At 71.1% G+C, this 24,266-nt stretch carries 20 protein-coding genes; 12 read left to right on the forward strand and 8 right to left on the reverse strand.

The genetic code is table 11. The features are described 5' to 3' along the window. Positions 1–89: 89 nt before the first annotated feature. On the forward strand, positions 90–1,361 hold the full coding sequence (locus tag ABD209_RS09710; protein WP_344065358.1) for a lipopolysaccharide biosynthesis protein: 1,272 nt from the start codon (positions 90–92) through the stop codon (positions 1,359–1,361). Here ABD209_RS09710 and ABD209_RS09715 read toward each other — a convergent pair. After that, entirely contained in the window at positions 1,347–2,174 is an 828-nt protein-coding gene (locus ABD209_RS09715; RefSeq protein ID WP_344065361.1) for a class I SAM-dependent methyltransferase, read from the reverse strand. The two genes, ABD209_RS09710 and ABD209_RS09715, sit on opposite strands and share 15 nt — an antisense overlap. Before the next feature lie 9 nt (positions 2,175–2,183). Then, the gene (locus ABD209_RS09720) at positions 2,184–2,558 is read right to left on the reverse strand and encodes a hypothetical protein (RefSeq protein WP_344065364.1); all 375 of its coding nucleotides are present in this window, start codon (positions 2,556–2,558) and stop codon (positions 2,184–2,186) included. Positions 2,559–2,614: 56 nt separating this feature from the next. Here ABD209_RS09720 and ABD209_RS09725 point away from each other — a divergent pair, with 56 nt between their 5' ends. From ABD209_RS09725 to ABD209_RS09745, 5 genes are read left to right on the forward strand one after another with little or no spacing between them, the layout of a single operon-like run. Then, positions 2,615–4,585 (forward strand): acyltransferase family protein, encoded by a 1,971-nt coding sequence (locus ABD209_RS09725; RefSeq protein ID WP_344065367.1) that lies wholly within the window; start codon positions 2,615–2,617, stop codon positions 4,583–4,585. Beyond that, entirely contained in the window at positions 4,582–5,562 is a 981-nt protein-coding gene (locus ABD209_RS09730; RefSeq protein WP_344065370.1) for a nucleotidyltransferase family protein, read from the forward strand. Before ABD209_RS09725 ends, ABD209_RS09730 begins: the two co-directional genes overlap by 4 nt. 60 nt (positions 5,563–5,622) lie before the next feature. Next, positions 5,623–6,669, forward strand: coding sequence for a GHMP family kinase ATP-binding protein (locus tag ABD209_RS09735; protein WP_344065373.1), 1,047 nt, complete (start codon positions 5,623–5,625; stop codon positions 6,667–6,669). Next, the gene (locus ABD209_RS09740) at positions 6,666–7,280 is read left to right on the forward strand and encodes a D-sedoheptulose-7-phosphate isomerase (RefSeq protein WP_344065376.1); all 615 of its coding nucleotides are present in this window, start codon (positions 6,666–6,668) and stop codon (positions 7,278–7,280) included. Before ABD209_RS09735 ends, ABD209_RS09740 begins: the two co-directional genes overlap by 4 nt. 14 nt (positions 7,281–7,294) lie before the next feature. Then, on the forward strand, positions 7,295–7,813 hold the full coding sequence (locus ABD209_RS09745; protein ID WP_344065379.1) for a D-glycero-alpha-D-manno-heptose-1,7-bisphosphate 7-phosphatase: 519 nt from the start codon (positions 7,295–7,297) through the stop codon (positions 7,811–7,813). A gap of 8 nt (positions 7,814–7,821) precedes the next feature. Here the strand turns inward: ABD209_RS09745 and ABD209_RS09750 are convergent, their stop codons facing one another. Then, positions 7,822–8,532, reverse strand: a complete 711-nt coding sequence (locus tag ABD209_RS09750) for a class I SAM-dependent methyltransferase (RefSeq protein ID WP_344065382.1) — start codon at positions 8,530–8,532, stop codon at positions 7,822–7,824. Positions 8,533–8,719: 187 nt separating this feature from the next. Between ABD209_RS09750 and ABD209_RS09755 the strand changes: the two genes are divergently transcribed. Together ABD209_RS09755 and ABD209_RS09760 are read left to right on the forward strand one after the other, a co-directional pair. Beyond that, positions 8,720–10,516 carry an MmpA family trehalose lipid delivery protein gene (locus tag ABD209_RS09755; RefSeq protein ID WP_344065385.1) on the forward strand — a complete coding sequence of 599 codons (1,797 nt, stop codon included), beginning with the start codon at positions 8,720–8,722 and terminating at the stop codon, positions 10,514–10,516. A gap of 92 nt (positions 10,517–10,608) precedes the next feature. After that, the gene (locus tag ABD209_RS09760; protein ID WP_344065388.1) at positions 10,609–10,764 is read left to right on the forward strand and encodes a hypothetical protein; all 156 of its coding nucleotides are present in this window, start codon (positions 10,609–10,611) and stop codon (positions 10,762–10,764) included. Positions 10,765–10,833: 69 nt separating this feature from the next. Here ABD209_RS09760 and ABD209_RS09765 read toward each other — a convergent pair whose 3' ends face one another. Then, complete coding sequence (locus ABD209_RS09765; RefSeq protein ID WP_344065390.1) at positions 10,834–11,955, reverse strand: glycosyltransferase family 4 protein; 1,122 nt, start codon at positions 11,953–11,955, stop codon at positions 10,834–10,836. Between the two features lie 107 nt (positions 11,956–12,062). Here ABD209_RS09765 and ABD209_RS09770 point away from each other — a divergent pair, with 107 nt between their 5' ends. Beyond that, on the forward strand, positions 12,063–16,307 hold the full coding sequence (locus tag ABD209_RS09770; RefSeq protein WP_344065393.1) for an alpha-(1->3)-arabinofuranosyltransferase domain-containing protein: 4,245 nt from the start codon (positions 12,063–12,065) through the stop codon (positions 16,305–16,307). Here ABD209_RS09770 and ABD209_RS09775 read toward each other — a convergent pair. Continuing rightward, positions 16,189–17,370: an acyltransferase family protein gene (locus tag ABD209_RS09775; protein ID WP_344065396.1), complete on the reverse strand. Its 1,182-nt coding sequence runs from the start codon at positions 17,368–17,370 to the stop codon at positions 16,189–16,191. The genes ABD209_RS09770 and ABD209_RS09775 overlap by 119 nt on opposite strands. Positions 17,371–17,494: 124 nt before the next feature. Between ABD209_RS09775 and pgfA the strand changes: the two genes are divergently transcribed. Both pgfA and ABD209_RS09785 read left to right on the forward strand, forming a co-directional pair. After that, positions 17,495–18,625, forward strand: coding sequence for a cell envelope lipid trafficking protein PgfA (pgfA, locus tag ABD209_RS09780; RefSeq protein WP_344065399.1), 1,131 nt, complete (start codon positions 17,495–17,497; stop codon positions 18,623–18,625). An 11-nt stretch (positions 18,626–18,636) separates the two neighbouring features. Next, positions 18,637–19,629 carry a UDP-glucuronic acid decarboxylase family protein gene (locus tag ABD209_RS09785; protein ID WP_344065402.1) on the forward strand — a complete coding sequence of 331 codons (993 nt, stop codon included), beginning with the start codon at positions 18,637–18,639 and terminating at the stop codon, positions 19,627–19,629. Between the two features lie 29 nt (positions 19,630–19,658). Here ABD209_RS09785 and ppgK read toward each other — a convergent pair whose 3' ends face one another. Further along, a complete protein-coding gene (gene ppgK / locus ABD209_RS09790; protein WP_324388328.1) occupies positions 19,659–20,441 on the reverse strand; it encodes a polyphosphate--glucose phosphotransferase in 783 nt (260 codons plus the stop codon). Positions 20,442–20,559: 118 nt separating this feature from the next. Continuing rightward, positions 20,560–21,381, reverse strand: a complete 822-nt coding sequence (locus tag ABD209_RS09795; protein ID WP_344065406.1) for a methyltransferase domain-containing protein — start codon at positions 21,379–21,381, stop codon at positions 20,560–20,562. A 186-nt stretch (positions 21,382–21,567) separates the two neighbouring features. Between ABD209_RS09795 and rpsA the strand changes: the two genes are divergently transcribed. Beyond that, a complete protein-coding gene (gene rpsA / locus ABD209_RS09800; protein WP_344065409.1) occupies positions 21,568–23,040 on the forward strand; it encodes a 30S ribosomal protein S1 in 1,473 nt (490 codons plus the stop codon). A 98-nt stretch (positions 23,041–23,138) separates the two neighbouring features. On the opposite strand, the gene ABD209_RS09805 is transcribed toward rpsA, so the two are convergent. Next, on the reverse strand, positions 23,139–24,149 hold the full coding sequence (locus ABD209_RS09805) for a polysaccharide deacetylase family protein (RefSeq protein ID WP_344065412.1): 1,011 nt from the start codon (positions 24,147–24,149) through the stop codon (positions 23,139–23,141). Between the last annotated feature and the right edge of the window lie 117 nt (positions 24,150–24,266).

Consider the following 24,266-nt stretch of genomic DNA (forward strand, 5'->3'; position numbering starts at 1 on the left):
CTTGAGTAGGGATTTAGCTACCGTCGGGTAGGCAAATACTAGCTGGGCGCACGCCGCAGCCGGAATCCGCAGAAAGGGCGCTGCTGGCGATGTCCGCTCCCGTGCTTACCGCCGCGGCCCCGCGCCGGCTGAGCGGGCTGGCGCTCGGCGTGCTGATGACGCTGGCGAATGTCCTGGGGTATGTCTTCGTCCTGATCGCGACGCGCGCGCTCGGTCCGGCGCAGTTCGGCGCCTTCTCGGCGGTCAACAGCACCGGCCTGCTCCTGGCGATTCCGGTGGGCGCGATCCAGGTCGTCGTCGCCCGCCGGCAGGCGGTGCACCCGGGCACCGGCCTGCGGATCGCGGCCGGCCTCGGATTGGCGTTGGCGGTCCTCGGTGCCCTGGGCAGCCTGCTGGTCGTCGATGCCTTCCACCTCAGCGGCCCGCGGACCGTGGTGCTGGCGATGGCCAATCTGCTGCCGATGGCGATCACCGCCGCGCTGCAGGGCGTCCTACTCGGCCGGGGCCAGCTGATCGCCTTCGGGGTCTCGGTCCTGGCCACCGCCGTCGCGCGGACCGTCGCGGTCGCGGTGGTCGGCGTCCTGCACGGGAGCATCGACGCACTCTTCGCCGCGCTTCTTCTCGCGGGCGTCGTCGGCGCCGTGCTCCCGGCCTGGCAGGCGCGGCGCGAGTTGCGCGACCTGGCCCCCGGGCTCGGTGCGGGTGCGCTGCCGGAACTGCTGCGGGCCAACCGCACGCTGGGCGCACTTGTCGCCCTCTCCAGCGTCGACCTGTTGCTCGCGCGGCACTTCCTCACCCCGGACGATGCCGGCGCCTATGCCCTCGGGTCGGTCTTCAGCAAGGTCGTCATGTGGGGCACCCAGTTCCTCGCCCTGGGGATCGTGCCCGCCCTGCACCCGTCCACCAGCCGCAAGCGCGTCCTCGAAGCCGCCGGCTTCGTCGTCGCGATTGGCGCCGTGTCCGTGGTCGGGACGATGGCCACCGCGCCCCTGCTCGTGCGCGCGGTGGGTGGCGCGGCATACGCGCACGCCGACGGCATCATCGTGTGGTTCGTCGTCCTGGGCGTCCTGCTCGGACTCGCCCAGGTCCTGCTGTATGCCGGCATGGCCACCGACGATGGGCGCCTCGGGTTGGTCACGTGGGTGGCCACCGCCGTGATCGTGGTGGTCGTCGTCGGCTGGCAGCACCAGCACGCCTACCGGATCCTGGCCACCGCGCTGGTCGCGACCGCCCTCGTCGTGGCCGTCGGTTTCGCTGCGGTGCTCCTGCGCTCGCCGCGCGACCTGACCGAGGAGGAGTCCGCAACGGCCCTCAGCGAACTCGCCCCGGTGCTCGGGGGCGATCCGTCACTCGATGCGTGAGGGCTTCTTCGGATAGAGCTTCTTGGCCAGCGGCACCAGTTGCGGGTAGCGGTGCAGCGTGTGCCAGGCCGCGGATTCGGCCGGGCCGACGGCGCCGACCTGCGCGCGGCGCAGCCAGGAGACATCGCGACTGTGGCCGAGGCGCCGCTCGGCCGGGCGGACATACTTCAAGGCGTGCAATCCGTTGGCCCACAACGGATCTCCGGTCTGCGTAGCATCCCACCGGGCGACGACCTCCCAGCCGTCGTGCCGCGCGAGATAGCTGCGGTGGGCCTTCTGCACGACCGGCCAGGTCGCGTCGTCGACGAGCACGAGCGCCTCGTCGGCCAGCAGCGGTTCGACCAGGCCGAGGGCGAGATAGTGGGCGAGCGTGGTGTGCTTGCCGTCGTAGAAATAGACGCCGACCGGCTGCTGGATGACGCCCGGCTTGGCGAGCGTGACGAAGCAGTCGCCCTCGATCAGGCGCACGTCGACGCCCGCGGCGTGCTCGTCGAGATTCCGCTGCAGCTCGTCGCGGGCCTCCTGGCCGAGCATCCCGAACTCGAGGTAGTTCTCGCTGGCGTAGAAGGTGCACCCGCTGACGCCGATGACCGCACCGCACAGCGAGCGACCCTTGAAGGTCCCGACCTCGAGATAGGCCTCGCCCTCGGGCAGCAGCTTCGCCGCGAGATTGAGCACGGCCAACTCGTTGGCCGAGGTGTAGCCAGCCACCTGCTCGACGACGCGCGCGTAGGCGGGGTCGGCCGGGCCCACGGCCATCGGATCCCCGTCGAAGAGCGCAGGAACCTGGGCGAGAAAGGCGTCGACGTCCATGTGACCGGCTCAGTCGTCCAAGGCGGCCGGGTCGCGGGGCGACTCGGTGGTTTCGTCGTCGTCCGCGCCCACGCGGGCGGCGCGGATGCCGCCGCCGAAGAGCATCCAGCCGAGACCGCCGACCAGGATGGCGGCGATCAGGGACATCAGCGAGCGGAAGCGGTTGATCGTCGAGAGGTCCTGGCAGATCCCCTTGGCGAAGTCGTCGGTAGGCGGGTGGATCGCCGACCCACAGCCAAAGACGCCCTGCTGAGCCTGGATGTTGATCGGGACGAAGTAGTAGTACGCGGCGAGCAGGAAGAAGAGCACCGCGATGATCGTGGAAACCTTCGCGCCGGTGCTCATCCGTTCGCCGCGCATGACCGGCTGGGATGCACTAGACATACACACAGATTACCGGCGGGTACGGCTGCTCCCGACCATCGTGGCACCATTGCCCGGTGACAACCACGGCGCTCGCGCGTGGCGCGACGCTGGGGCGCACGCGGCATTGGGCCAGCGCGCACAAATCCCTGCGTTACCGGCCCGGCCTCGACGGCATCCGCGCGGTCGCGGTCCTCGCCGTCTTCGTCTTCCACGCCAACCCGCGCTGGCTGCCGGGCGGCTGGCTCGGCGTGGACGTCTTCTTCGTCCTCTCGGGCTATCTGATCACCACCTTGCTGCTGACCCAGCGCGCCCGCCTGGGGCGCATCGACCTGACCGACTTCTGGCTCGCCCGCGCGCGCCGCCTGCTGCCGGCGGTCATCCTCGTCCTGCTCGCCGTCGTGACGGCCGGCTTCTTCTGGACGTATGCCGCGCGGCGGGCCGCCCTGGCCGGCGACGCCCTGGCCGCCTGGTTCTATGCCGCGAACTGGCACTTCCTGCTCGGCGACGAGGCCTATTTCGCGGCGGTCGCCAGCCCGTCCCCGCTGCGGCACATGTGGTCGCTCTCGGTGGAGGAGCAGTTCTATCTCCTCTATCCGCTGCTGCTCGTGCTCCTGCTGCGCCTGCTCGGGCGCACGCGGCGCCTGGCCCTGGTCCTCGGTGCGCTCGCCGTGGCCAGCGCGCTGACGATGATGCTGCTGCACCACCCGGGAATCGACCCGAGCCGGGTCTATTACGGCACCGACACCCGCGCCCAGGAGTTGCTGACCGGCGCCGTGCTCGCCTCCTTGCTCTCGCCGGGCAGCCCGATCAGCCGCCCGGCCCGGATCCGCATCGACGACCTCAGCCGCCGGGTGGCGTTGCCGGCTCTGCTGGCGCTCGTGGCCTGCTTCACGCTGGTGCACGAGACAACACCCGGGGTTTTCGAGGGCGGCCTGCTGGCCTTCTCGGTCCTGACCGTCCTCGTCGTGGTGGCCGCGGCCAGCCCCAACGCCTCGCCGGTGCAGCGCCTGCTCTCGGCGCAGCCCCTGCGCCGGCTCGGCGTCATCTCCTACGGCTTCTATCTCTGGCACTGGCCGGTCATCGTCTTCCTCGACGCCCAGCGGATGCACCTGCACGGGCTGGTGCTCGCGGTGCTCCAGTTCGCGATCACCCTCGCGCTCTCGGGGTTGTCCTATCGCTTCGTGGAACACCCGATCCGCAGCCGCGGCCTGAGCGGCTGGTGGCCCCGTATGCCGCGGCTCGGCCTGCTGTCGGCCCTCGCGGCCGCGGTGCTGCTGGCCGTCCTCATCGCCCTGCTGCCGTCGAGCACCCGCGCGGTCGCCGGCGGCACCGACGGCTTGCAGTATGCCGCGCCGAGCTACACTCCCGGCGCGGAGCAGCGGCGAATCATGTTGCTGGGCAACTCGATTCCCTTCAGCGTGGCCGCGAGCTTCCCAGCCGGGACGTACCCCGACCTGGCCGTGGACCAGGACACCAACTTCGGCTGCGATATGTACGACGCCCCCAAGGTCGTCGACGGTCAGGTGCAGCCGACGACGCAGGCGTGCCGCGACTGGCGGGCGAGCTGGCCGGCCACGGTCGCGGCGCACCGGCCCGATGTGGCGCTCGTCTTCCTCACCCACCCGATGCTCGACGACATCGAGGTCGACGGCCGGGTCCTGACCGCGGGGAGTGCCGAGCACACGGCCTACCTGCGCGGCCAGTTGGACCAGATGGTGGCGTCAGCGAAGGACAATGGGTCCGCGCACGTCGCCGTGATGAACCTCGCCTGCCACCGGATGCCCAATATCGTCGGCACCTCCGAGCTGACCCGGACCAATGACGACGCCGCGGTCGGCGCGCTCAACGCCATGGTCGCCGACTGGGGTCAAGGGGCCGGCGTCCCCGTGCTCGACCAGTTCGGCCTGCTGTGCACCGGTGGCTACCACGACACGATCAACGGCATCCCGCTCTATGCCGACGGTCTGCACTTCTCCACCGAATCCGGGGCGATCTTCTGGTCCTGGCTCGCGCCGCAACTCCAGGCGATCGCGGCCGGCCGGTGACCCGCGCGATCGTCCTCGCGGGCGGCTTCGGCACCCGTATGGCCCCGCTGACCGCGCACCGGCCCAAGCACCTCCTCGAAGTGGCCGGCGAACCCTTCCTCGCCCACCAGTTGCGCTGGCTGGCCGGACACGGCGTCGACGTCGCCGTGCTCGCCACGTCCTACCGTGCCGAGCTCTTCGAGCCGGTCTTCGGGCCGGGAAGCGACGTCGGCCTGAACCTGCGGTACGCCGTGGAGCCCGAGCCGCTCGGCACCGGGGGTGCGCTGGCGCATGCCATCGCGGCACTGCCGGAGACCGCGCCCGAGGACCCGATCGTCGTCGTCAACGGCGACCACTTCACCCGGCACGACCTCGGGGCGCAGCTCGCGGTGCTGGCCGGCGCGCCGGAGGCCGACGCGGTCCTGTTACTGCGCACGGTGGCGGACGCCACGGCATACGGCTCGGTGGTCGCGGACGCCGGCGGCATCGTGAGCGCGTTCGTCGAGAAGTCACCCGACCCGCCGAGCCAGGAGGTCAACGGCGGCACCTATGTGCTGCGGCGCCGGGTCATCGACGCCATCGGGCCGGGCGTGGTCTCCCTCGAGCGCGAGGTCTTGCCGCGGCTGGTCGCCGCAGGGGGGGTGCGCGCCTACCGCGAGCAGGCGGACTGGATCGATGTCGGGACGCCGGCCGCGCTCGTGCTGACCTCGGCGCAGATCGTGCGCTCCCGGGGGCTGGAGCGGATCATCGGCGCAGGCGCGACCGTCGATCCGAGCGCGATCGTCGACGGGGGATCGGTGATCGGTGCCGATGCGCATGTCGGCGCCGGCGCCGCGGTGCACGGCTGCGTGCTTATGCCGGGGGCGAGCGTCGGGGCGGGGGCTCGGGTGCGCGCCAGCGTCCTCGGCCGGGGGGCGGTCGTCGGGCCCGGAGCGGCCCTGGAGGCCGGCGCGCTCGGGGACGCGGAGCGCTTCCCGTCCGCGGCTACCGCGGAGTAACCATCGCGGGGGAGGATGGGATACCGTCACCCCTTGCCGACGTCAGGAAAGGACCGGTTCGTGCTGCCCACGCGCTCAACTCTGCGGGCCCGCGCGCCCCTGCGGGTCAGCTTCGCGGGCGGCGGGACCGATGTGCCGCCCTTCCCCGAACGCGAGGGCGGGGCCGTGCTGTCGGCGACCATCAGCCGGTATGCCTACTCCACCCTGCGGCCGCGCGCCGACGGGCTGGTCACCGTGCAGTCGCTGGATTTCGGTGAGTCGGTGGACTTCGCCGTCGGCTCGCCGGTGGAGTTCGACGGGCGGCTCGACCTGCCCAAGGCGGCCATCCGGCACCTGCTGGAGTTCCCGCACGCCTTCGCGGCGACCGGCTTCGATCTCTTCCTACACACCAACGCCCCGCCCGGATCGGGGCTGGGGTCCTCAAGCGCGGTGATGGTCTCGGTGATCGCCCTGGTGGGGGCCCATCTCGGTGTCGATCTGACCCCGCACGAGATCGCCGAACTCGCCGTCCGCCTCGAGCGCGAGGATCTGGCGATCCCCGGCGGGCTGCAGGACCAATATGCCGCGGCCTTCGGCGGGTTCAACTTCATCGAGTTCGGCGCCGACGATGTGGTCGTCTACCCGCTGCGCATCCGCGAGGCGACGGTGCACGAGCTCGAACACAATATGCTGCTCGCCTTCACCGGCAAGACCCGCGTCAGCGACCACATCATCGAGGACCAGGTCAGCCGCTACGAGCACGGCCAGGCCGACGCCACCGCGGGGCTGCGCGCGCAGAAGGAGATCGCGCACGCGATGAAGCAGGCCCTGTTGCGCGGCGATGTGCCGGCCTTCGGCTCGCTCCTGGGGCAGGCGTGGGCCCAGAAGCGCAAAATGTCTGATCGCATTTCCACGCCGCTGATCGACGAGGCCGTGGAGGTGGCGCTGCGCAATGGTGCTCTGGGTGCCAAGGTCACCGGGGCCGGCGGAGGCGGCCACATGATCTTTGTCTGCGAGTTCGAGCGCAAGCACGTGGTGGCCGAGAAGTTGCTGGAGCTGGACATGACGGTGTCCGAGTCCAGCTTCACCCAGCAGGGCGTGACGACCTGGCGGGTGGAGACGGCATGACGCACGCGGAGCAGGCAGCCCTCGGGGGCGCTGCGGAGATCGCCCGGCGGCACGCCGACGCGCGCGCGGACTGGGTCCGGCTGGCAGCGGCGCTGGCCGAGCCAGGGCTGGTGGGAGCGGTGGATGCGGCCGGGGCGGCGGTCATGGCGGCGGTGGGGGGCGGGCATACGGTCCTCGTCGCGGGGAACGGCGGGAGTGCGGCGATGTCGAGCCATGTGGCCGCCGAGTTCGCCGGGCGCTGCGTGCGCGACCGGGACCCGCTGCCGGCGCTGAGCCTGGCGGAATCCTCGACATCGCTCACGGCCATCGGCAACGACTACGGCTTCGATCAGGTCTTCGCCCGCGGCGTGCGCGCGCACGGGCGGCCCGGGGATGTGCTGATCGTGATGACGACCAGCGGCTCCTCGCCCAATATCGCAGCGGCGCTGGCTGTCGCTCGCGAGCGCGGCCTGGTCACGATCGTGCTGACCGGGGTGCGCGGCGCGCAGCTGGCCGGCCACGCCGACCATCTCCTGGTGGTGCCGAGCGACTACACCCCGCGCATCCAGGAGGTGCACCTGATGTGGACCCACGCCTGGTGCGAAGCCGTGGACCACGTCTGGGCCCGCTGAGCGGTGAGCCGCCCATGATCGGGCCGGCGGGGGCGCTGGCGGCCTACGACATCGTCTTCCTCGACCGGGACGGGACGATCAACGTCCGCGAGGAGGGCGGCTATGTCGCCGCGGCCGAGAGCGTGGTGCTGCTGCCGGGAGCGGGCGAGGCGATCGCCCGCCTGAACGCCGCCGGCATACCGGTGGTCGTCGTCACCAACCAGCGCGGCCTCGCGACCGGGCGTGTGACCTGGGAACAGTTCGCGGCCGTATCGGCCGCCTTGGACGTCGCGCTCGCCGCGCACGGTGCCCACCTGGACCACACGGCCGTATGCCCGCACGATCACGATTCGTGCAACTGCCGCAAGCCGTTGGACGGGCTCTTCCGCCAGGTGCTGGCCGCCGAGCCCTGGGCCCAGCCCGAGCGATGCGCGCTGGTCGGGGACATGCCGACCGACACCGCGCCGGCCCGGGGCCTGGGGATGCGGGCCTTTCAGCTGGGGGTCGACGTGCCCGATCTCGCGGGGGCAGTGGAGATCCTGCTCGGCGCGTAGCGTGCGGGTCAGAATGGGTCGTAGAGGCTGTCGTGCCCGGCTCGGCGCGCGAGGCCGCGAAGCTTCAACCTCAACAAGACCTTGATGCCGATATTGCGCGCCCACCAGGGCAGTTGTGCCAGCAGGCGAAGCCGGTCCGACACGCCCGGTGAACCGAGCTCGAAGACGGCCATCGATCCCGTGCGGGTGAGGAATCGCAGCGGCGACCCGGGGCGCAGCAGGGGCAGGACGCCGAGCGTGACGCCGACCGAGGAGAAGCAGTCGTGCACGAGCAGCCGGCCACCCTGGCGGACGTGCGCGGCGAACTTCAGGTCGTCCAGCACCGTCAGGACGTCGTGCTTGCCGTCGACGAAAAGCAGGTCCAGGGGCTCGGTCCAGGTCGGCCGGACGGCGGTGGAGTAGTCGGCGACGAGGCGGACACCGGCGGCCACGCCGGCCCGCGCCAGGTGTTCCTCGAAGCGTGAGCGGGTGACGGGGGAGCCATATTTCCAGTCGTCCACGAAGGGGTCGACGGCGACCACCTGGCCACCGGAGTCGGCCAGCGCGGCCGCGAGGACCACCGTGCTGCGGCCCTGATAGCTGCCGATCTCCAGCACACGCGCCCCGGGTTGCAGCCGGCGGGCCTCGTCCCAGAGCAGCCGCGCCTGGTCGGGGGTCAGCCAGCCCGGAATGTCCTCGGCCAGAGTCCAGGCATCGGCGAACGAGCCGAAGCGCATCATGCGGCGCTCGCTTGGCGATGGGGCACGGGGGACTCCGGATCGGGATCAGAGGGGCTCGGGTCGGGTGGTCGGCGGGGACGATTGTGGCACGGTCCGCCGCCGGCTGTTACCGACAAGTAGGAAGCCCGGCCCGACACGGTCGTCATACTCATGCTGTCCACCAAGGAGGTCCACGATCACCGCCCCTGTGCCCACGGCCGACGCGCGATTGCGCCGTCACGCGCCGGACCTCGTGGCCCTCCTGCTCGCGCTCGCGATCTGTGCCCCCTTCCTGCGCCGCGGCACGGTGATCGCCTACGACCTGGCCTGGTCCCCGCGCCCGCGATGGACCCCATTCGTCCGCGGGATCGGCATTCCCGCGCCGCGCGCCGTTCCCAGTGACGCGGTGGCCGTCCTCATCGGCCGTGTCACCGGCGCTGGGCTCGCCCAGGCGCTGATCCTGATCGGCATCCTCACGCTCGCCGGGGCGGGCGCGGCGCGCCTGCTCGCCCAGCTCGCCGGCCCGATGGGCCTCGCCGGCCGCACCGGTGCCGCGGTCGTGGCGATCTGGAATCCCTTCGTCGCCGAGCGGCTCGCGATCGGGCACTGGACGGTCCTCTTGGCGTATGCCGTGCTCGCCCCCCTCTGCGCTGCCATCGTGCGCGCCCGACGTGCCGACGGCTCGTTCGCGCCGGTCGCGGCGTGGCTGGCCCTGGCCGGTGTCGGTGGGGCGAATGCCCTGGTCATTGCCGTGCCATGTGCCCTGGTCTTGCTCGCCTGGCCCGCGCGATCCGGCGAACGCCCACGGCTATCCCGCGTGCGAGCCGCGTGTGTCGTGGTCGCGCTGGGCACCGGCCTGGCCGCCTGTTGGGCGCTGCCCGCCCTGGCCGCGCAGGTGACCGGTGCCGCGAGCGGGGCTGCGGCCTTCGGGGCGCGGTCGGACACGGCATACGGGCTGGTGTTGTCGCTCGTCACCGGGGGTGGATTCTGGAACGGCGCCGGTCAGGCGGCCGCGCGCGGACCCTGGCAACTGACCGGCATCCTGACCGCGCTGGCGGTGGTCGCACTCGCCGCCGGTGTGCGCCCATTGCTGCGAGGTGCTGCGCGGCCGCTGCTCGGCGCGGCCGTGCTCGCCTATCTCGTCGTGCTGGCGAGCGGCGTGCCCGGGGTGCGCGACGGCTGGGCGTCGGTGATCGGCGCGGTGCCGGGCGGCGGCGTGCTGCGGGACACGCAGAAACTCCTCGCCGCCTGGATGCTACTGACGGCGTTGGCCGCCGGCGTGGCGATCGACCGGCTCGCCGGATCGCCACGCCTGGCCGGGTGGCGGCCGATGCCGGCCCTGGCCGCCGTCTTGGTCCCGGTGGCGCTGCAGCCCACCCTGGTCTGGGGTCTGAACGGGCGGCTGACGCCGGCGGTGGTGCCCACGGACCTGCTGGCGACGACGGCGACGCTGTCCCGCTTGCCCGATGGTCTGGTCGGCGTCCTGCCGTGGGGGCAATACCGGCGTTACCCCTGGAACGGCAATCGCGTCTCGCTGACGCTCGCCCCGCGGTTGGTCGACCAGCAGGTCCTCGTCAACGACGCCCTGCCGACCCGGACGGGCACCATCGCCGGCGAGGATGCGCGCGCCACGGCGGTCTCCCGAGCGATCGCCACCGGGGAGGATGCCGCCCTGGCCCTGCGCGGCCAGGGCGTGCGCTATCTGCTGATCGAGGCCGATGCCGCTGGCGATCCCACGGGCGCCGATCAGAATCCGGCCGTCGGCGGCGTCAGGACCGAGCACGGGCTCACCGTCCCGGCGAGCCTGTCCGGCGCCACGCCGATCGCGAGCGGGCCGAGCGCCGTGGCCTACGACCTCGGACCGGTGGCCGGCGGCGTCGAACCGATCCGTCCGAGCCTCGTGGCCGGGTGGGCGATGACCGTGCTGACCTGGGCATTCGCTGCCGGATGGGCCATCGCCCGTCGCCATCCGCGCCGGTCCGGACGGGGTGCCGCCCGCCCCTGACCGGCCGCGCAGCCACCGGGTCCGCCGGGCCCTCGGCGTGGCGTCTAGAGCGTGTTGGCGTTGGGTGCCGGAGCTTTGCTACTCTTCGGTATATGTCGACGACTTCCACCCGCCGGCGCCGCCGAGGCGGCGCTGCTTTCATTACGGGCGTCATCCTGGCCCTCGCGGCGAGCTGCGGCGGGGTCTCGGCGATCACGCCCGGCGCAAACCAGGCCCCCAATACGCTCGCGAACTACGACGAGCCGTAAGTCCTGCAGGCACCACGGCCCCCTTGCCCGGATGGGTGAGCGGGGCCGTTGTCATGCCCCGCCAGTCGGTCATGCCCCGTCGGGCTGTCCTGTCCCGACGAGCAGCCGCTCCCAGGCATCGACCGTCTCCGACCAGCGAAACCGGCTCACCCAGTTCGCCGCCTCGGCGCCCAACCGCGCCCGCAGGTCCGCGTCGGCCAGCACCGAACGCACGGCGGCCGTGAAGGCCGCGCCGTCCGGTTCGCACAGCAGCCCCGTCTCGCCGTCCTTGATCGAGTCCCGCAGACCCCCCGCATCACGAAAGGCAACGGCCGGCGTCCCGTGCACGCCGGCCTCGACGACCACCAGTCCCCAGCCCTCCTTGACCGACGGGAACGCCAGCACCCAGGACTGAGCCAGCAGTCGGTGCTTCTCGGCCTCCGAGACCTGTCCGGTGAAGGTGACGTGCTCGCTGATGCCCAGCCGCCCGGCATACGTGCTCAGGGTCGGCGCCCACCAGCCCGAGCCGACGACGTCGAGGCGCAGGTCGGGAAACTCCGGCAGCAGGGCGGCGACCGCGTCCATCGCCAACTCGACCCGCTTGTGCGGCACCAGCCGGCCGAGCACCGTGATCAGCGGCGTCGCCGACCGGGCCACCCCGGCGTCGGCGACGACGTCGGTGCCATTGTGGATCACCGTGATCCGGGCCGGGTCGACCCCGAGATCCACCAACTCGGCCCGGGTCGAATCCGACACGGCGACATACTCACTCGCCGCATAGACGCGTGGGGCGACGCGCGATTCCAGCCACCAACCGACCCGCGCCGCCCGCTCCCCGACGACGATCGGCCACTGCTCGCGGTGCACGTGATGGATCAGGTTGATCACCCGCGTGTTGCCGACGAGGGGGGAGAGGAAGGGCACGCCGTTCTGGACGTCGATCACGACATCGGCCCGCTGCCGCCCGGCCAGCCGCGAGACCAGCGCCCGCGGGAAGACGCCGTAGTGCCCGCCACGCCGGGAGTAGGCGACCCCGCCGACGACCTCGTCGGGCAGGCCACCGGGATAGGCGGCCGTGCGGATGGTCACCTGGTGGCCACGCGCGGTCAGGCCCTCGGCCAATTCGCTGAGGTACTTCTCGGCGCCGCCGGCCTCGGGGTGGTGCTGGTCGCGCCACGACAGGCACAGGATGCGCAGGTGGCGGCGACTCACTTCGGTCCTCGGCGACGGGCGACTGGGCGGCCGTACCATGTCCGGGTGCAGCCTGGGCAGACCCAAATTTACCGCACGGTAACTGCCGCGGCGAGCGCCGAGGTGCCGTGACGCCTCCGCATCCGGGAAGTCGTGACGTCGGGCCGGCCACAGACGCGGGCCTCGCCGAAGCTTCCGTCAGCCGACACGGGAGGCGGGAGCCGCGCGACCCGGCTTCGGCGCTGACGACGCTGGCCGGCCTCGCGCTGGTGTGGACGGTGGCCTGGTCCACGCCGGCGGGCCAGATCGGCGAAGACACCAAGAACGACCTCTACGTCGATGCCTGGGGGCTGATGCGGCGCGCCCTGCACCTGTGGGATCCGCAGGTCACCTGGGGAATGCTGCAAAACCAGGGCTATGGCTACCTCTTCCCCATGGCCCCCTTCTATGCGGTGCTCTCCGAGGTCCTGCCGGTATGGGTCGTGCAGCGCCTGTGGTGGACCGCGCTGCTGACCATCGGCTACCTCGCGATGCTCGCGTTGCTGCGTAGCCTGACGGATGGCCGCCTGGGCGCCGTTCACGTCGGTGCGCTCGCCTACACCCTCGCCCCCCGTGTGCTCTCCACCCTCGGGGCCATCTCGCCGGAGGCCCAGACCCAACTGCTGGCCCCGGCGATCCTCCTGCCGCTCGTGCTCGCGGGCCGAGGGCGCCTCGGCCCGCGCCGGGCGGTCGCCCTCTCCGCCGTGGCGATCCTGCTGTGCGGGGGCGTCAATGCGACGGCGACATTGCTGGCCTGCGTCCCCGCCGGGCTGTGGCTGATCACCGAACGCCGCTGGTGGAGCCACGCGTTGACCTGGTGGTGGGCGGGCGCCGTGATCGCGTCCACGGCCTGGTGGCTCGGGCCGTTGCTCCTCCTGGGTCGCTACAGCCCGCCCTTCTTGACGTGGATCGAGAACGCCAACGCCGTCGTCCAGACGGTAGGGCTGCTCGACGTCGTCAAGGGCACGACCCACTGGCTCGGCCATCTGCTGGTTCCCGGCGGCCCGTGGTGGCCCGCCGGCTGGGCCCTGACCGATAGCCCGAGCGTGGTCGTGGCCACGACCATTCTCGGGGGGTTGGGGCTGGCCGGCCTGGCCATGCCGATCCGCCGCCGCGGCTTCCTGCTCGCGACCCTGTGCGCCGGTGTGTTGCTTATCGCCCTCGGTCACGAGGGTCCCCTGGCCAGCCCGATCGCGGGGGCGGTCCGTGACGCTTTCGACGGTCCGCTCGCGCCCTTCCGCAATGTGCACAAGGCCGACCCGCTGGTCCGGCTGCCGCTGACGATCGGCCTGGTCAACGCGCTGCGTCACCTCGCTCGCGCCGTGGCTCACCTGACGTCCCCCCGCGCCGAGGCAGCCGGCGCCCGCCGTGTGGTCCCGGCGCTTGCGGCGGGCCTGGTCGTCATCGGGGCCGCCCCGGCGCTCGGGGGCACGGTCGCGACGCGGGGGACCTTTACCGGCATGCCCACCTACTGGCGCGATGCGGGGGAGTGGCTCGATCGGCATACGGCCAATGGCGGGGCGGTGCTGCTGCCGTCGGCGAGCTTCGGCGAATACACCTGGGGCCGCACCATCGATGAGCCCCTGCGTTCCCTGACCACCGCGCCGTATGCCGTGCGCGACGCCGTCCCGCTCACCCCGGCCGGCACCATCCGCTTCCTCGATGAGATCACCCGGCGCGCCCAGAGTGGCCGCGACCTGCGCGGCGTCGGCCGGGCGCTGCTGGCCGCCGGCGTCAAATATGTCGTCCTGCGCAACGACCTCGCCACCGACCTGACCGGCGGACCGCCCGTCGCCGTGACCCGGTCGGCGCTCCTGGACAGCCCCGGCATCAGCCGGGTCGCGGGCTTCGGGAAACCCCAACGCGATGTCACCGGCACCCCGGTCAGCCCCGTCGAGATCTTCGCCATCACCGGCACGGCATCCCCCCGGCTGACCCTGTGGCCGGGGGCGTCGATCCCCGTGGTCGCGGGCGCGAGCGAGGCATTGCCCGCGCTCCAGGAGAGTGCGCTGGCCGGCGGCCCGGTGCTCTTCGACGGCGATGCCACCCCGCGCGACGGCACCGCCCGCGTCGAGACCGACACCTTCGCCGCCCGCGACCGCTACTTCGGCACCACGCGCGGACAGGACGTCACCCGCATGCTGACGCGCGCCGAGGCCGAGGGCGCCGCCGACTACTTTCCCTGGCCCGCCCCCGGCTTGCGCACCACCGTGACGTATGGCGGCGGCCTCGCCTCGCTGACCGCGTCGTCCGCCCTGTCCGACCGGCTCACCTTCGCCGGGCTGGTGCCCGCCCGCCGCCCGTATGCCGCTCTCGACGGCGACTCGGCCACCGCCTGGCTGACCCTTGGCGATCCGGCGCCCACCTGGACCGCGACCTTCGCCGCCGATCGCCGCATCGACGCGATCGAGATCCGGCCCGCCGCCGACCGGCGCCGTTTCGGGTCGGTCGCCGCGGCGACCCGGGTGCGGGTCAGCTTCGGCGGCCAGTCCATCGACGTCGACCTCGCCGTGCATGGGTCGCGGATCGCGCTGCCCGCCAACCATGGCCGAGAACTCACCATCACCATCGTGCGCACGAGCAGCGGCGACCCCGGCCTCGCGCTCACCGGGCTCGCCGAGATCGCCGTCCCGGGTCTCGACGCCCGCGAGATCGTCGATGCACCGGCGCCCGCCACGTCCGGGCCGACCGGTGGCTTCGTCCTCAGCCGAGACCCCGAGGCCTTCGACGGCTGCATCCGCAGCGCCGCCGGCTACCAGTGCCTCGAGGGCAGCGGCTGGCCCGCGGAGGAGACGGGGGAGCTGCGGCGGTCGGTCTCCACGACAGCGGCCTCGACCTACGCCATGTCGGGGACCCTGGTCGCCGACCCTGCGCACCCATCGCCCTTGCTCGCCCTGCCCGGCATCGCGAGCATCACCGCCAGCAGCACCCGGGCAGCCGGGCAAGTGGGGGCACCGCGCGCCGTCCTGGACGCCGACCCCGGGACGGCCTGGAGTCCGGCGATCGGTGACCGCGATCCCACCCTGACCATCCGCTTCACCGCGCCCCAGCTCGTCGCCGGGCTTCGCGTCCACGCCCGGGCCGACTGGCTGGCCGAGAACGCGCCGATGACGGTGGCCGTCACCCGGGACGGCCGGCGCACCGTGGCGGTGCTCGGCATCGACGGGCGGATTGCGCTGCCGGCGATGGCGACCACCGCCTTGGTCCTGCAATTCATCCCGGACGCGGGCACCGACCACATCACGGCCCTGGAGCTGGCCGGCGTCGACGTCGCCGGATTCGCCCCATCGCCACCCGGTCCGAGCGTCGGCGTCGCGTGCGGCGGAGGGCCGAAGCTGCTCGTGGGCGGGACCACCATCCCGACCGCGGTCATCGGTGAGCGCGCGGCCGTGGCCGGCGCGGGCACCCTGGTCTGGCAGGCCTGTGCGAGCGCTCCCGTCCCGAAGGGCACCACCGAGGTCAGTGTGGGCAGGTGGCGCGACCTGGTGCCGGCCCAGCTCGTGGCCCGCGCCGACGCGGGCCCGGTCGCCGGCTCCACCGCTGCCGCGGGCACGGCTCCCGAGGTCGTGGCCGCTGCGGACGGTGGCCTGACTGCGAGGGTCGAGTCCGCGGCATACGACCGGTTCGTGGTGCTCACTCAAAATGCCAACCCCGGCTGGCGGGCCCGCGCCGGGGGCACGGCCTTGGTGCCGCGAACCGTCGACGGCTACCGCCAGGCCTTCGTCCTGCCGGCCGGTGCGGGTGGCGAGGTGGTCATCGATTTTGCGCCGGACCGTCCCTACCGGCGCGCGCTCGGGGCCGGCGGTGTGCTCGGGCTGGGGGTGCTGGTGGCGGCGACCTGGCCCGGCCGTCGGCGCGTCGTGCCCGTCGACGAGGGCGGCCCCGGCCAACCCACGCGTCGCGGCGTGCGCGCCCTGGGCGTGCTCGCGCTCGGCGCATTGCTTGCCGGTATGCCAGGTGCTGTCCTCGCCGGGCTCGTCCTGATCGCATCCGGCCGGGGCCGGCGACCCGGTGATGCCGCGGCTGATCACGATCGGGCGCCGCAAGAGCGACCCACGACCCGGGCAGTGGTGGCTGCTCTCGGAGGCGCGGCGACACGCCAGCCGGCCCCGGTTGTCGTGGTGATCCTGCTCACCCTGGCCGGCGCCGTTCAGGCGGGCTTCGCCGATGGCACCGGGCCTGGGGCGGCATGGGTCGAGGCGACGACGCGCACGCTCAGCCTGGTGGCGCTGCTGATCGTGGTGGCTGCGGCTCCACCTGCTCCCCCGCCGCTGGGGACCGGCGGCGCAGGGACGCCCAGCGGATCGCCGGAGCCTCGATCCAGGCGAAGCTGATGGCTGCGAGGGCCATGGTGATCGGGACACCGATGGCCAAGAGTGCGGCCAACCCGCCGCTGAAGACGTCGACGCCGGTCACGGCATAGAGCCCGACGAAGACCGGGACGTGCCACAGAAAGATGCCGTAGGAGATCCGGCCCACCCAGACCACGCCCGGGCGAGAGAGCCAGCCCGTCCACCAGCCGCGCGAGCCGAGGACCACCGGCCCGAGCAGGGCGGCGGCGAAGACGCAGGAGAGCAGCATCTTGGTCGTCAACTGCCATCCGCTAACGATGCCGAGCGTCAGCAACCCGGCCACCGGTGTGGTGGCCAGGGCGTAGACGGCGGCGCCCAGAGCCAGCACGGGGCCCGGTGCGGCCATCCAGGCGCGCAGCCGGCGGGCGAGCGGATGCGACTGCCGGACAACGGCTTCCGCGAGGATCATGCCGATGAGGAAGCTCGCGCTGCGTGCCGGCAGCCAGCGCTCGTAGGGCGTGTCCACGCGCAAGTCACCACTGGGTGCCAGCCAGGTGCAGGCCAAGGCGAGAGGAAGCAGCGCCGTCAGCAGGGTCAGCGGCGCGTCCGCATTCCGCCGCCGCACGCGGTGCAGAAGTGCGGCCGCAATGGGGAGCACCGCATAGAAGGAGAGTTCGGTGGCGATCGACCAGGCGGGGGAGAAACTGGGGATCTGCGAACCGGGCGCATAGATTTGCAGCGCCAGCGCGTGCAGCACCACATCCCGCGCGTCCGGCCGTGCGGCCACGCAGACAACCAGCAGCACGACCCAGTAGGCGGGGAGCACGCGCGCGGCCCGGCGCAACAGATAGGTGCCGATGTCGAGCCGCTCCCCAGGGGCGCGCAGGAAGCCGAGGTGGAGCAGATAGCCGGAAAGCGTGAAGAAGAGGGCCACGCCGAAATCGCCGCGTCCCAGCAGCGCACCCCAGAATCCGCCCGAGTTCACAAAACCGGTCAGATAGGCCGCGTGGGTGAGCACGACGAGACCGACCGCAACGGCGCGCAGGCCGTCCAATGCGGCGACGTGCGCGGGGAGCACGGCACGGTGGCGGTGCTCCGAATCCATGGCGGGCAGCATACGGACGCGGTCTGGCAGCGACGCGGAGGTTTCCATCCGTCCTACTCGCTGGTAGCATCTGCCGACCACTGCTCCGGCCGGCCGGCCCCCCATTAGGAGAACGACCTCGATCATGCGGAAAATTCTCGGACCGCTCCTGCTTGGCCTCGGTGGCTTCCTGCTGACCACTGCCCTGATGGTGGCGCTGTGGGTGCCCGGGCAGGTCAAGAAGACTCCGCTCGACGTCGACAGCATCACCACGCTCCTCGGTGATGCGAGCTATCTCGGCAGTGACCGGGCGCCCGTCAAGGCGACCAGTCACACGGTTATCGACGGCGACGCCTCGACCGGGGCGGTCGCGGTCTTCCAGAGCTTCACCTGCCTGATGTGGAATAAGGACGGCAAGGCTCCCAACTGTGTCAGTGCCGAGGCCGCGGACACCCGCCTGATCAACGCGGGCGCCGACAACTTCGCCACCGACCGGGTGACCGCGGAAGCCGTCTCCGACCAGGAAAAGTTCCTCGGCGCCAATGCCTCGCCGCACGAGGGTCTGATCAACAAATTCCCCTTCGGCGTGGAGAAGAAGACCTACCCCTTCTGGGACGGCATCCTCAACCGGGCTGTGGACGCGGCGTTCGTCGGTGAGGAGAAGCTCGACGGGCTCAGCACCTACAAGTTCAATATCAACGTCCAGGACCAGCCTGCTGAGGTTGCCTCCGGCGTGCAGGGCAAGTACTCCGACGACAAGACGATGTGGATCGACCCGGTCACCGGCTCGATCATCAAGCAGGCCGAGAAGCAGGTCCGCACCCTCGCCGACGGTGGGTCCGCCCTCGACATGAACCTCGCCTTCACCGACGAGCAGGTGGCCTCGAACGTCTCCGACGCCAAGGCCAACGGCAACAAGCTCGGCCTGGTCGGCAAGATGCCCTGGATCGCCGGCCTGCTCGGCCTGGCGAGCCTGGCGCTCGGCGCCCTGCTCGTCCTGGGCAAGGGCGACGACGATGATGTGGCGCCCGCTGCTGCGGCTCCGGCTGCAGGCACGACCGCGGCAGGCGCCACCACCGTCGGCACGACGCTGCCGCGCGGCACCGACCCGGCTCTCGACACGACGGTCCGCCGCCCCGGCGCTCCCGGCGCTGGGGCGACGGCCCCCGACGCAACCCGGCCGCTGCCGCGCCTGGAGCAGGGCGGCCCGCTCTTCGGCAGCCGTGACCCCAAGGACCCCGAGAGCGGTTCGGGCATCAATCTGACGAAGGGCTGATCGTCCAAGCTATGCGTGTCGTCGTCACAGGTGGCGCCGGCTTCCTTGGCTCCCACTTGTGCGAACGACTGCTCGCGCGCGGGGACCAGGTCGTCTGCCTCGACAACTTCCTCACGGGGACGCCGGACAATGTCGCCCAACTGCTCGAAGTCCCCGGCTTCCGGCTGTTCCGCACCGATGTCACCGACTACCTCCACGTCACCGGGGATGTCGACATCGTGCTGCACTTCGCCTCGCCGGCCTCGCCGATCGACTACCTCCGGGTGCCCATCGAAACCCTGAAGGTCGGGTCCATCGGCACCTTGCACGCGCTCGGCCTGGCGAAGGAGAAGCGGGCCCGATTCGTGCTCGCGTCGACCTCGGAGGTCTACGGCGATCCGGAGATTCACCCGCAGCCGGAGTCCTACTGGGGTCACGTCAACCCGGTCGGCCCGCGTGGCGTCTACGACGAGGCCAAGCGGTTCGCCGAGGCGCTCACCCTGGCCTACCGGCATACGCACGACGTCAACACCGGGATCCTGCGGATCTTCAACACCTTCGGGCCGCGGATGCGGCCCAACGACGGACGAGCCATCCCCAACTTCATCCGTCAGGCCCTCGCCGGCGAGCCGGTCACCGTCGCCGGCGACGGGTTGCAGACCCGCTCGATCTGTTATGTGGACGACCTCGTCACGGGGATCCTCGCGATGGCCGATGCCGACCACCAGGGTCCGATCAATCTCGGCAACCCGCACGAGTTGTCGATGCTCGACCTGGCCCGGTGGATCGTCGACCTCACCGGCTCGAGTAGCGAGGTCGTGCACATCGAGCGCCCGGTCGACGACCCGACCGTGCGGCAGCCGGACACCACCCTCGCGCAGCGCCTGCTCGGCTGGACTCCGCAGGTCCCCGTCGAGGACGGCCTGCGCCGCACGATCGCGTGGTTCCGAGAGCAGGACGAGCGCCACGCCTTCAGCGCGCCGCCGCTGGCCCCGGAGACCACCGAGCAGATCCTCCACGGCTGACCGGTCGCCCGGCCCAGGGCGGGGTCGGGTCAGAGTGGTTTAGCGCCCGCCTCGCGGTCCGCGGCGAGCGCGGCCGCACCCACGATGCCGGCCTCGTTCTGCAAACCGGCCGGGATGATCGGGGTGCGCAGTTCCAGATAGGGCAAGAAGCGGTCGGCCTTGCGAGAGACGCCCCCACCGACGACAAAGAGGTCGGGCCACAGGAGGTCTTCAAGCCGCTTGTAGTAGGGCTGGAGCCGCTCCTGCGCCCACTCCTTGTATTTCAGGCCCTCGCGATCCTTGGCGCTCGACGCCGCTCGGGTCTCGGCGTCGTGGCCATTGACCTCCATGTGCCCCAGCTCGCAGTTGGGGATCAGGACGCCGTCGTGGATCAAGGCGATCCCGATGCCGGTGCCGAGCGTGGTCAGGACGATCAGGCCCTCCTTGTCGGCCGCTGCGCCGAAGCGATCCTCGGCGACCCCGGCGGCGTCGGCGTCGTTGACCAGTAAGCAGGTGCGGCCGAGCGCCTTGGAGAAGATGTCCTCACCGGCGGCGTCGATCCACGACTTGTCGATATTCGCGGCGGTCCGCACGATCCCGTGCTGGACGACGCCGGGGATGGTGACGCCGATCGGGGCACCCTTGGGCAACTCGTCGGCGAAGGAGTCGGCGATCTCGTCGACGATCGCGGCGACCGCGTTGGGGGTGGACTTCTCCGGGGTGGCGATCTTCAACCGCGGGGCGAGCAATTTGCCGGTGGCGAGGTCGACGGGGGCGCCTTTGATCCCCGACCCCCCGATGTCGATCCCGAGCGCGACCTTTGCCTTGGCCATGTCTGGTGCCCTTTCGCCGTTGCGAGCGTGCCTGTCGTCGGGTCGAGGGTAGTGCTTCCACCACCGGCATGGCGGGGCGGCCGGACCCGGGTGGATCCGGGCACCCCGACCAGCCGGATCATGCCCGTTCAGCGACGAAGATGACCGTGCCCGGCAGGACTGCGCCTCGGGTCGGCGACCAGCCACCCCACTCCTGGGTGTTGCGCTCTGGCCACTCCGGCTCGATCACGTCGACCAACCGCAACCCGGCGGCGACGATCTCGCGGACCCGCTGCCCGAGCGTGCGGTGGTGCTCGACGTAGGTCAGGCGCCCGTGGTCGTCGCGTTCGGCATAGGGGCGGGTGTCGAAGTAGCTCTGCACGACGGTCAATCCCTCGGGCCCCGGTTCGTCGGGGAAGGCCCACCGGATCGGGTGCGTCGTGGAAAAGACGAAGCGGCCGCCGGGCCGCAGGACACGCGCCGCCTCGCGCATCACCCGAGCCGAATCCGCGACGAAGGGCACCACCCCGTAGGCCGTGAAGACCGCCGCGAAACTCGCGTCCCCGAAGGGCAGGCGCGCCCCATCGCACTGGACCAGCGGGACGGACGCGTGCGTGCCGCCGCCCGTTCGGCGCCGCTGGATCCCTACCGCCTGCGCCAGCATCCTGCCGGACAGATCGCTCGCGACCACCGGCACGCCCTGCCCGGCCAGCCAGCGCGAGCACTGCGCGGCACCGGCGCCGATCTCCAGGACCGGACCGGACGGCATACCGGCACCGGTGAGCAGGCGTAACTCGTCTTCGGTCCAGCCCTCAGGCCCCCAGACGAAGTCGTCGTCACCGAGGAAGGCGCCGTGCTCGGCGTAATAGTCGCCGGCCTCCCGGTCCCACCAGGCGCGCTGCGCGGCGACCGACTCCGGCTGGGTCACCGCATCCCGGCTGACGTGCACCGATTCGCTCATCCGGCTCCTTCGCGACGCTTTGACCACGTATGGACGCGGCCGATAGACTTACCAGGCACTCGTGTGCGCTCTCCCTGGTCCCGGTCGACATCGCTGATGTCTGCCCGCACCCGGGGGAATCGTATGCGGGCGCACCAACACCCTGTCCGCACTATTCCCTGTCCACATCAAAGGTTCCCTGCACATATGACTGCAACCACGGTCTCCTCGACCGCCCCTCAGATCGCGATCAACGACATCGGTTCCGAGGAAGAGCTTCTGGCCGCTATCGACCAGACCATCAAGCATTTCAATGACGGCGACATCGTCGAAGGCCGCATCGTCAAGGTCGACCGCGACGAGGTCCTCCTCGACATCGGCTACAAGACCGAGGGCGTCATCCCCTCGCGTGAGCTGTCGATCAAGCACGACGTCGACCCCAATGAGGTCGTCAAGGTCGGCGACGAGGTCGAAGCCCTGGTTCTCCAGAAGGAGGACAAGGAAGGTCGGCTGATCCTGTCCAAGAAGCGTGCGCAGTACGAGCGCGCCTGGGGCACCATCGAGCGCATCAAGGAAGAGGACGGCGTCGTCAAGGGCTCCGTCATCGAGGTGGTTAAGGGTGGTCTCATCCTCGACATCGGCCTGCGTGGCTTCCTGCCGGCGTCCCTCGTCGAGATGCGTCGCGTCCGCGACCTCCAGCCCTATGTCGGCAAGGAGATAGAGGCCAAGATCATCGAGCTCGACAAGAACCGCAACAACGTCGTGCTGTCGCGCCGTGCGTGGCTCGAGCAGACCCAGTCCGAGGTCCGCACGACCTTCCTGCGTGAACTCAAGCAGGGTCAGGTGCGCTCCGGTGTGGTCAGCAGCATTGTCAACTTCGGTGCGTTCGTTGACTTGGGCGGCGTCGACGGTCTCGTCCACGTCTCCGAGCTGTCCTGGAAGCACATCGACCACCCGTCCGAGGTCGTCGAGGTCGGCGATGAGGTCACCGTCGAGGTGCTGGACGTCGACATGGACCGCGAGCGCGTCTCGCTGTCGCTGAAGGCGACCCAGGAAGACCCGTGGCAGCACTTCGCCCGCACCCACGCGATCGGTCAGGTCGTGCCGGGCAAGGTCACCAAGCTGGTGCCCTTCGGTGCGTTCGTCCGCGTCGCGGACGGCATCGAGGGCCTGGTCCACATCTCCGAGCTGGCCGAGCGCCATGTGGAGTTGCCGGAGCAGGTCGTCACCGTCGGTCAGGAGATCTTCGACAAGGTCATCGACATCGACCTCGAGCGTCGCCGCATCAGCCTGTCACTGAAGCAGGCCAACGAGGACGGCGCCGGCCAGGTCGAGTTCGACCCGACCCTCTACGGCATGGCCGCGGAGTACGACGAGCAGGGCAACTACAAGTACCCCGAGGGCTTCGACGCCGAGACCAACGAGTGGCTCGAGGGCTACGAGAAGCAGCGTGAGGCGTGGGAGAAGCAGTACGCCCAGGCGTTCGCCCGCTGGGAGGCGCACCGCGCCCAGGTCGAGGCCGCGGCCAAGGCCGACGCAGAGAGCAGCGAGACCGCGGGCGAGACCCAGTCCTCCTACTCCTCCGCCAGCGGCTCCAGCGCCTCCGCGCCGGTCGCCGAGGGCACCCTCGCCTCCGACGAGGCGCTCGCCGCGCTGCGCGAGAAGCTCACCGGTAACTGAGGCACCGGGCATACGGGCACGTATGCCGTGTGCCACCGAAACGGGCCCGGCCCCCCTCGCGGGGGGACCGGGCCCGTTCTCGTGCGCCGAGGCAGCGATCAGGTGCCGGACGGCTTGACGCCCCACGCCTCGGCGACGGTCGCCGCGTCGGTGACTTTCACGGTGGAGGGGATGGCGTCGATCACGCGCAGGAAGTCGCGCACGCAATACAGCTCGGCATCGCTGGTCCAGTGGGTGTTCTCCGCGCCGGTGCAGTTCCATTGCGCGACCGTGCCCGTCGTGCTCGTCCCGGTGACCAGGCGATACCACTGCATGGTGGTCCACGCGCCCGCGGCGACACGGGTCTTGGGAATAAGCATCGCCGGTGTCTGATAGGTGGACGAGGCGCCCGAGGTCGAGCAGGCCAGGGTCGTGTCCGCGCAGCGGCCGCCGTTGACCGAGACCGTGGTCTGCCAGTTCGGCCACAGCGCGCCAGCCGCCTGCGTCGTGGTCGTGTCGCCGTATTGCCGGCCGAAGGCGAAACACTTCTTGACGACTTGGGTCTGGATCTTGTCGGAGTACTTGTTGTTCGGGTAGGCGAACAATCCCCACGCGCGGGTGTGCCCGCGGCGCGCCAGTGCACCCACGGATCCGCATGCTTCGGCGAGCTGCTCGGTGGGCGTCAGTGTCGTCATATTCGCGTAGGTCATGCCAGCGCTGTTGAAGGTCCAGCCATAGACCGTCCGCAACTGGGTCAGATCGTTCCACGAGGGCGAGATGACGTAGTTGGAGAAGCACGACTGGCTGACGCCTTGGCGCTTGACCACGACATTGCCCGACGCCACCTTGCCCCGCTGCTGCAGGAGGGTGGCGACCCGGCCGAGGGTGACGGCATTTTGCAGGGGCTTGCAGAGCTTGTCTGCCGACACCCACTGGGTGCGGCCAAACTGGATCGTGAAATAGGGCGTGGTGTCCCGGGCGCCCGGAGCGCCGACAGCCGCAGCAGTGGCTGCGGCGGTGGCGGGAACGATCGGTGCGACCTTATCGAGAGGCTTGGCGCTGGCGGCTCCGGCGATGGCGGTGGCACCGAGGGCCAGGCCGAGGACCCCGGCGCGGCGTGCTGTGGACATGAGGCAGAACTCCTAAGAGATCGCGCGGATAGGTCAGGGTCGTCGGGTGGGTCGGGTGTCCCAGCGGTGGGTCGTCCAGGCTCGGCGGAGCAGGCTTCGGGTGATGATGACCGCGTT

This window comes from Nostocoides vanveenii, assembly GCF_039531165.1.
Classification (GTDB): Bacteria; Actinomycetota; Actinomycetes; order Actinomycetales; family Dermatophilaceae; genus Nostocoides_A; species Nostocoides_A vanveenii.

Bases quoted from the DNA above. Each gene is read 5' to 3' on its own strand.
- ABD209_RS09710 (WP_344065358.1), top strand. From the start codon at position 90: ATGTCCGCTCCCGTGCTTACCGCCGCGGCCCCGCGCCGGCTGAGCGGG.
- ABD209_RS09715 (WP_344065361.1), bottom strand. From the start codon at position 2,174: ATGGACGTCGACGCCTTTCTCGCCCAGGTTCCTGCGCTCTTCGACGGG.
- ABD209_RS09720 (WP_344065364.1), bottom strand. From the start codon at position 2,558: ATGTCTAGTGCATCCCAGCCGGTCATGCGCGGCGAACGGATGAGCACC.
- ABD209_RS09740 (WP_344065376.1), top strand. From the start codon at position 6,666: ATGACGCACGCGGAGCAGGCAGCCCTCGGGGGCGCTGCGGAGATCGCC.
- ABD209_RS09745 (WP_344065379.1), top strand. From the start codon at position 7,295: ATGATCGGGCCGGCGGGGGCGCTGGCGGCCTACGACATCGTCTTCCTC.
- ABD209_RS09750 (WP_344065382.1), bottom strand. From the start codon at position 8,532: ATGATGCGCTTCGGCTCGTTCGCCGATGCCTGGACTCTGGCCGAGGAC.
- ABD209_RS09760 (WP_344065388.1), top strand. From the start codon at position 10,609: ATGTCGACGACTTCCACCCGCCGGCGCCGCCGAGGCGGCGCTGCTTTC.
- ABD209_RS09775 (WP_344065396.1), bottom strand. From the start codon at position 17,370: ATGGATTCGGAGCACCGCCACCGTGCCGTGCTCCCCGCGCACGTCGCC.
- pgfA (WP_344065399.1), top strand. From the start codon at position 17,495: ATGCGGAAAATTCTCGGACCGCTCCTGCTTGGCCTCGGTGGCTTCCTG.
- ABD209_RS09785 (WP_344065402.1), top strand. From the start codon at position 18,637: ATGCGTGTCGTCGTCACAGGTGGCGCCGGCTTCCTTGGCTCCCACTTG.
- ppgK (WP_324388328.1), bottom strand. From the start codon at position 20,441: ATGGCCAAGGCAAAGGTCGCGCTCGGGATCGACATCGGGGGGTCGGGG.
- ABD209_RS09795 (WP_344065406.1), bottom strand. From the start codon at position 21,381: ATGAGCGAATCGGTGCACGTCAGCCGGGATGCGGTGACCCAGCCGGAG.
- rpsA (WP_344065409.1), top strand. From the start codon at position 21,568: ATGACTGCAACCACGGTCTCCTCGACCGCCCCTCAGATCGCGATCAAC.
- ABD209_RS09805 (WP_344065412.1), bottom strand. From the start codon at position 24,149: ATGTCCACAGCACGCCGCGCCGGGGTCCTCGGCCTGGCCCTCGGTGCC.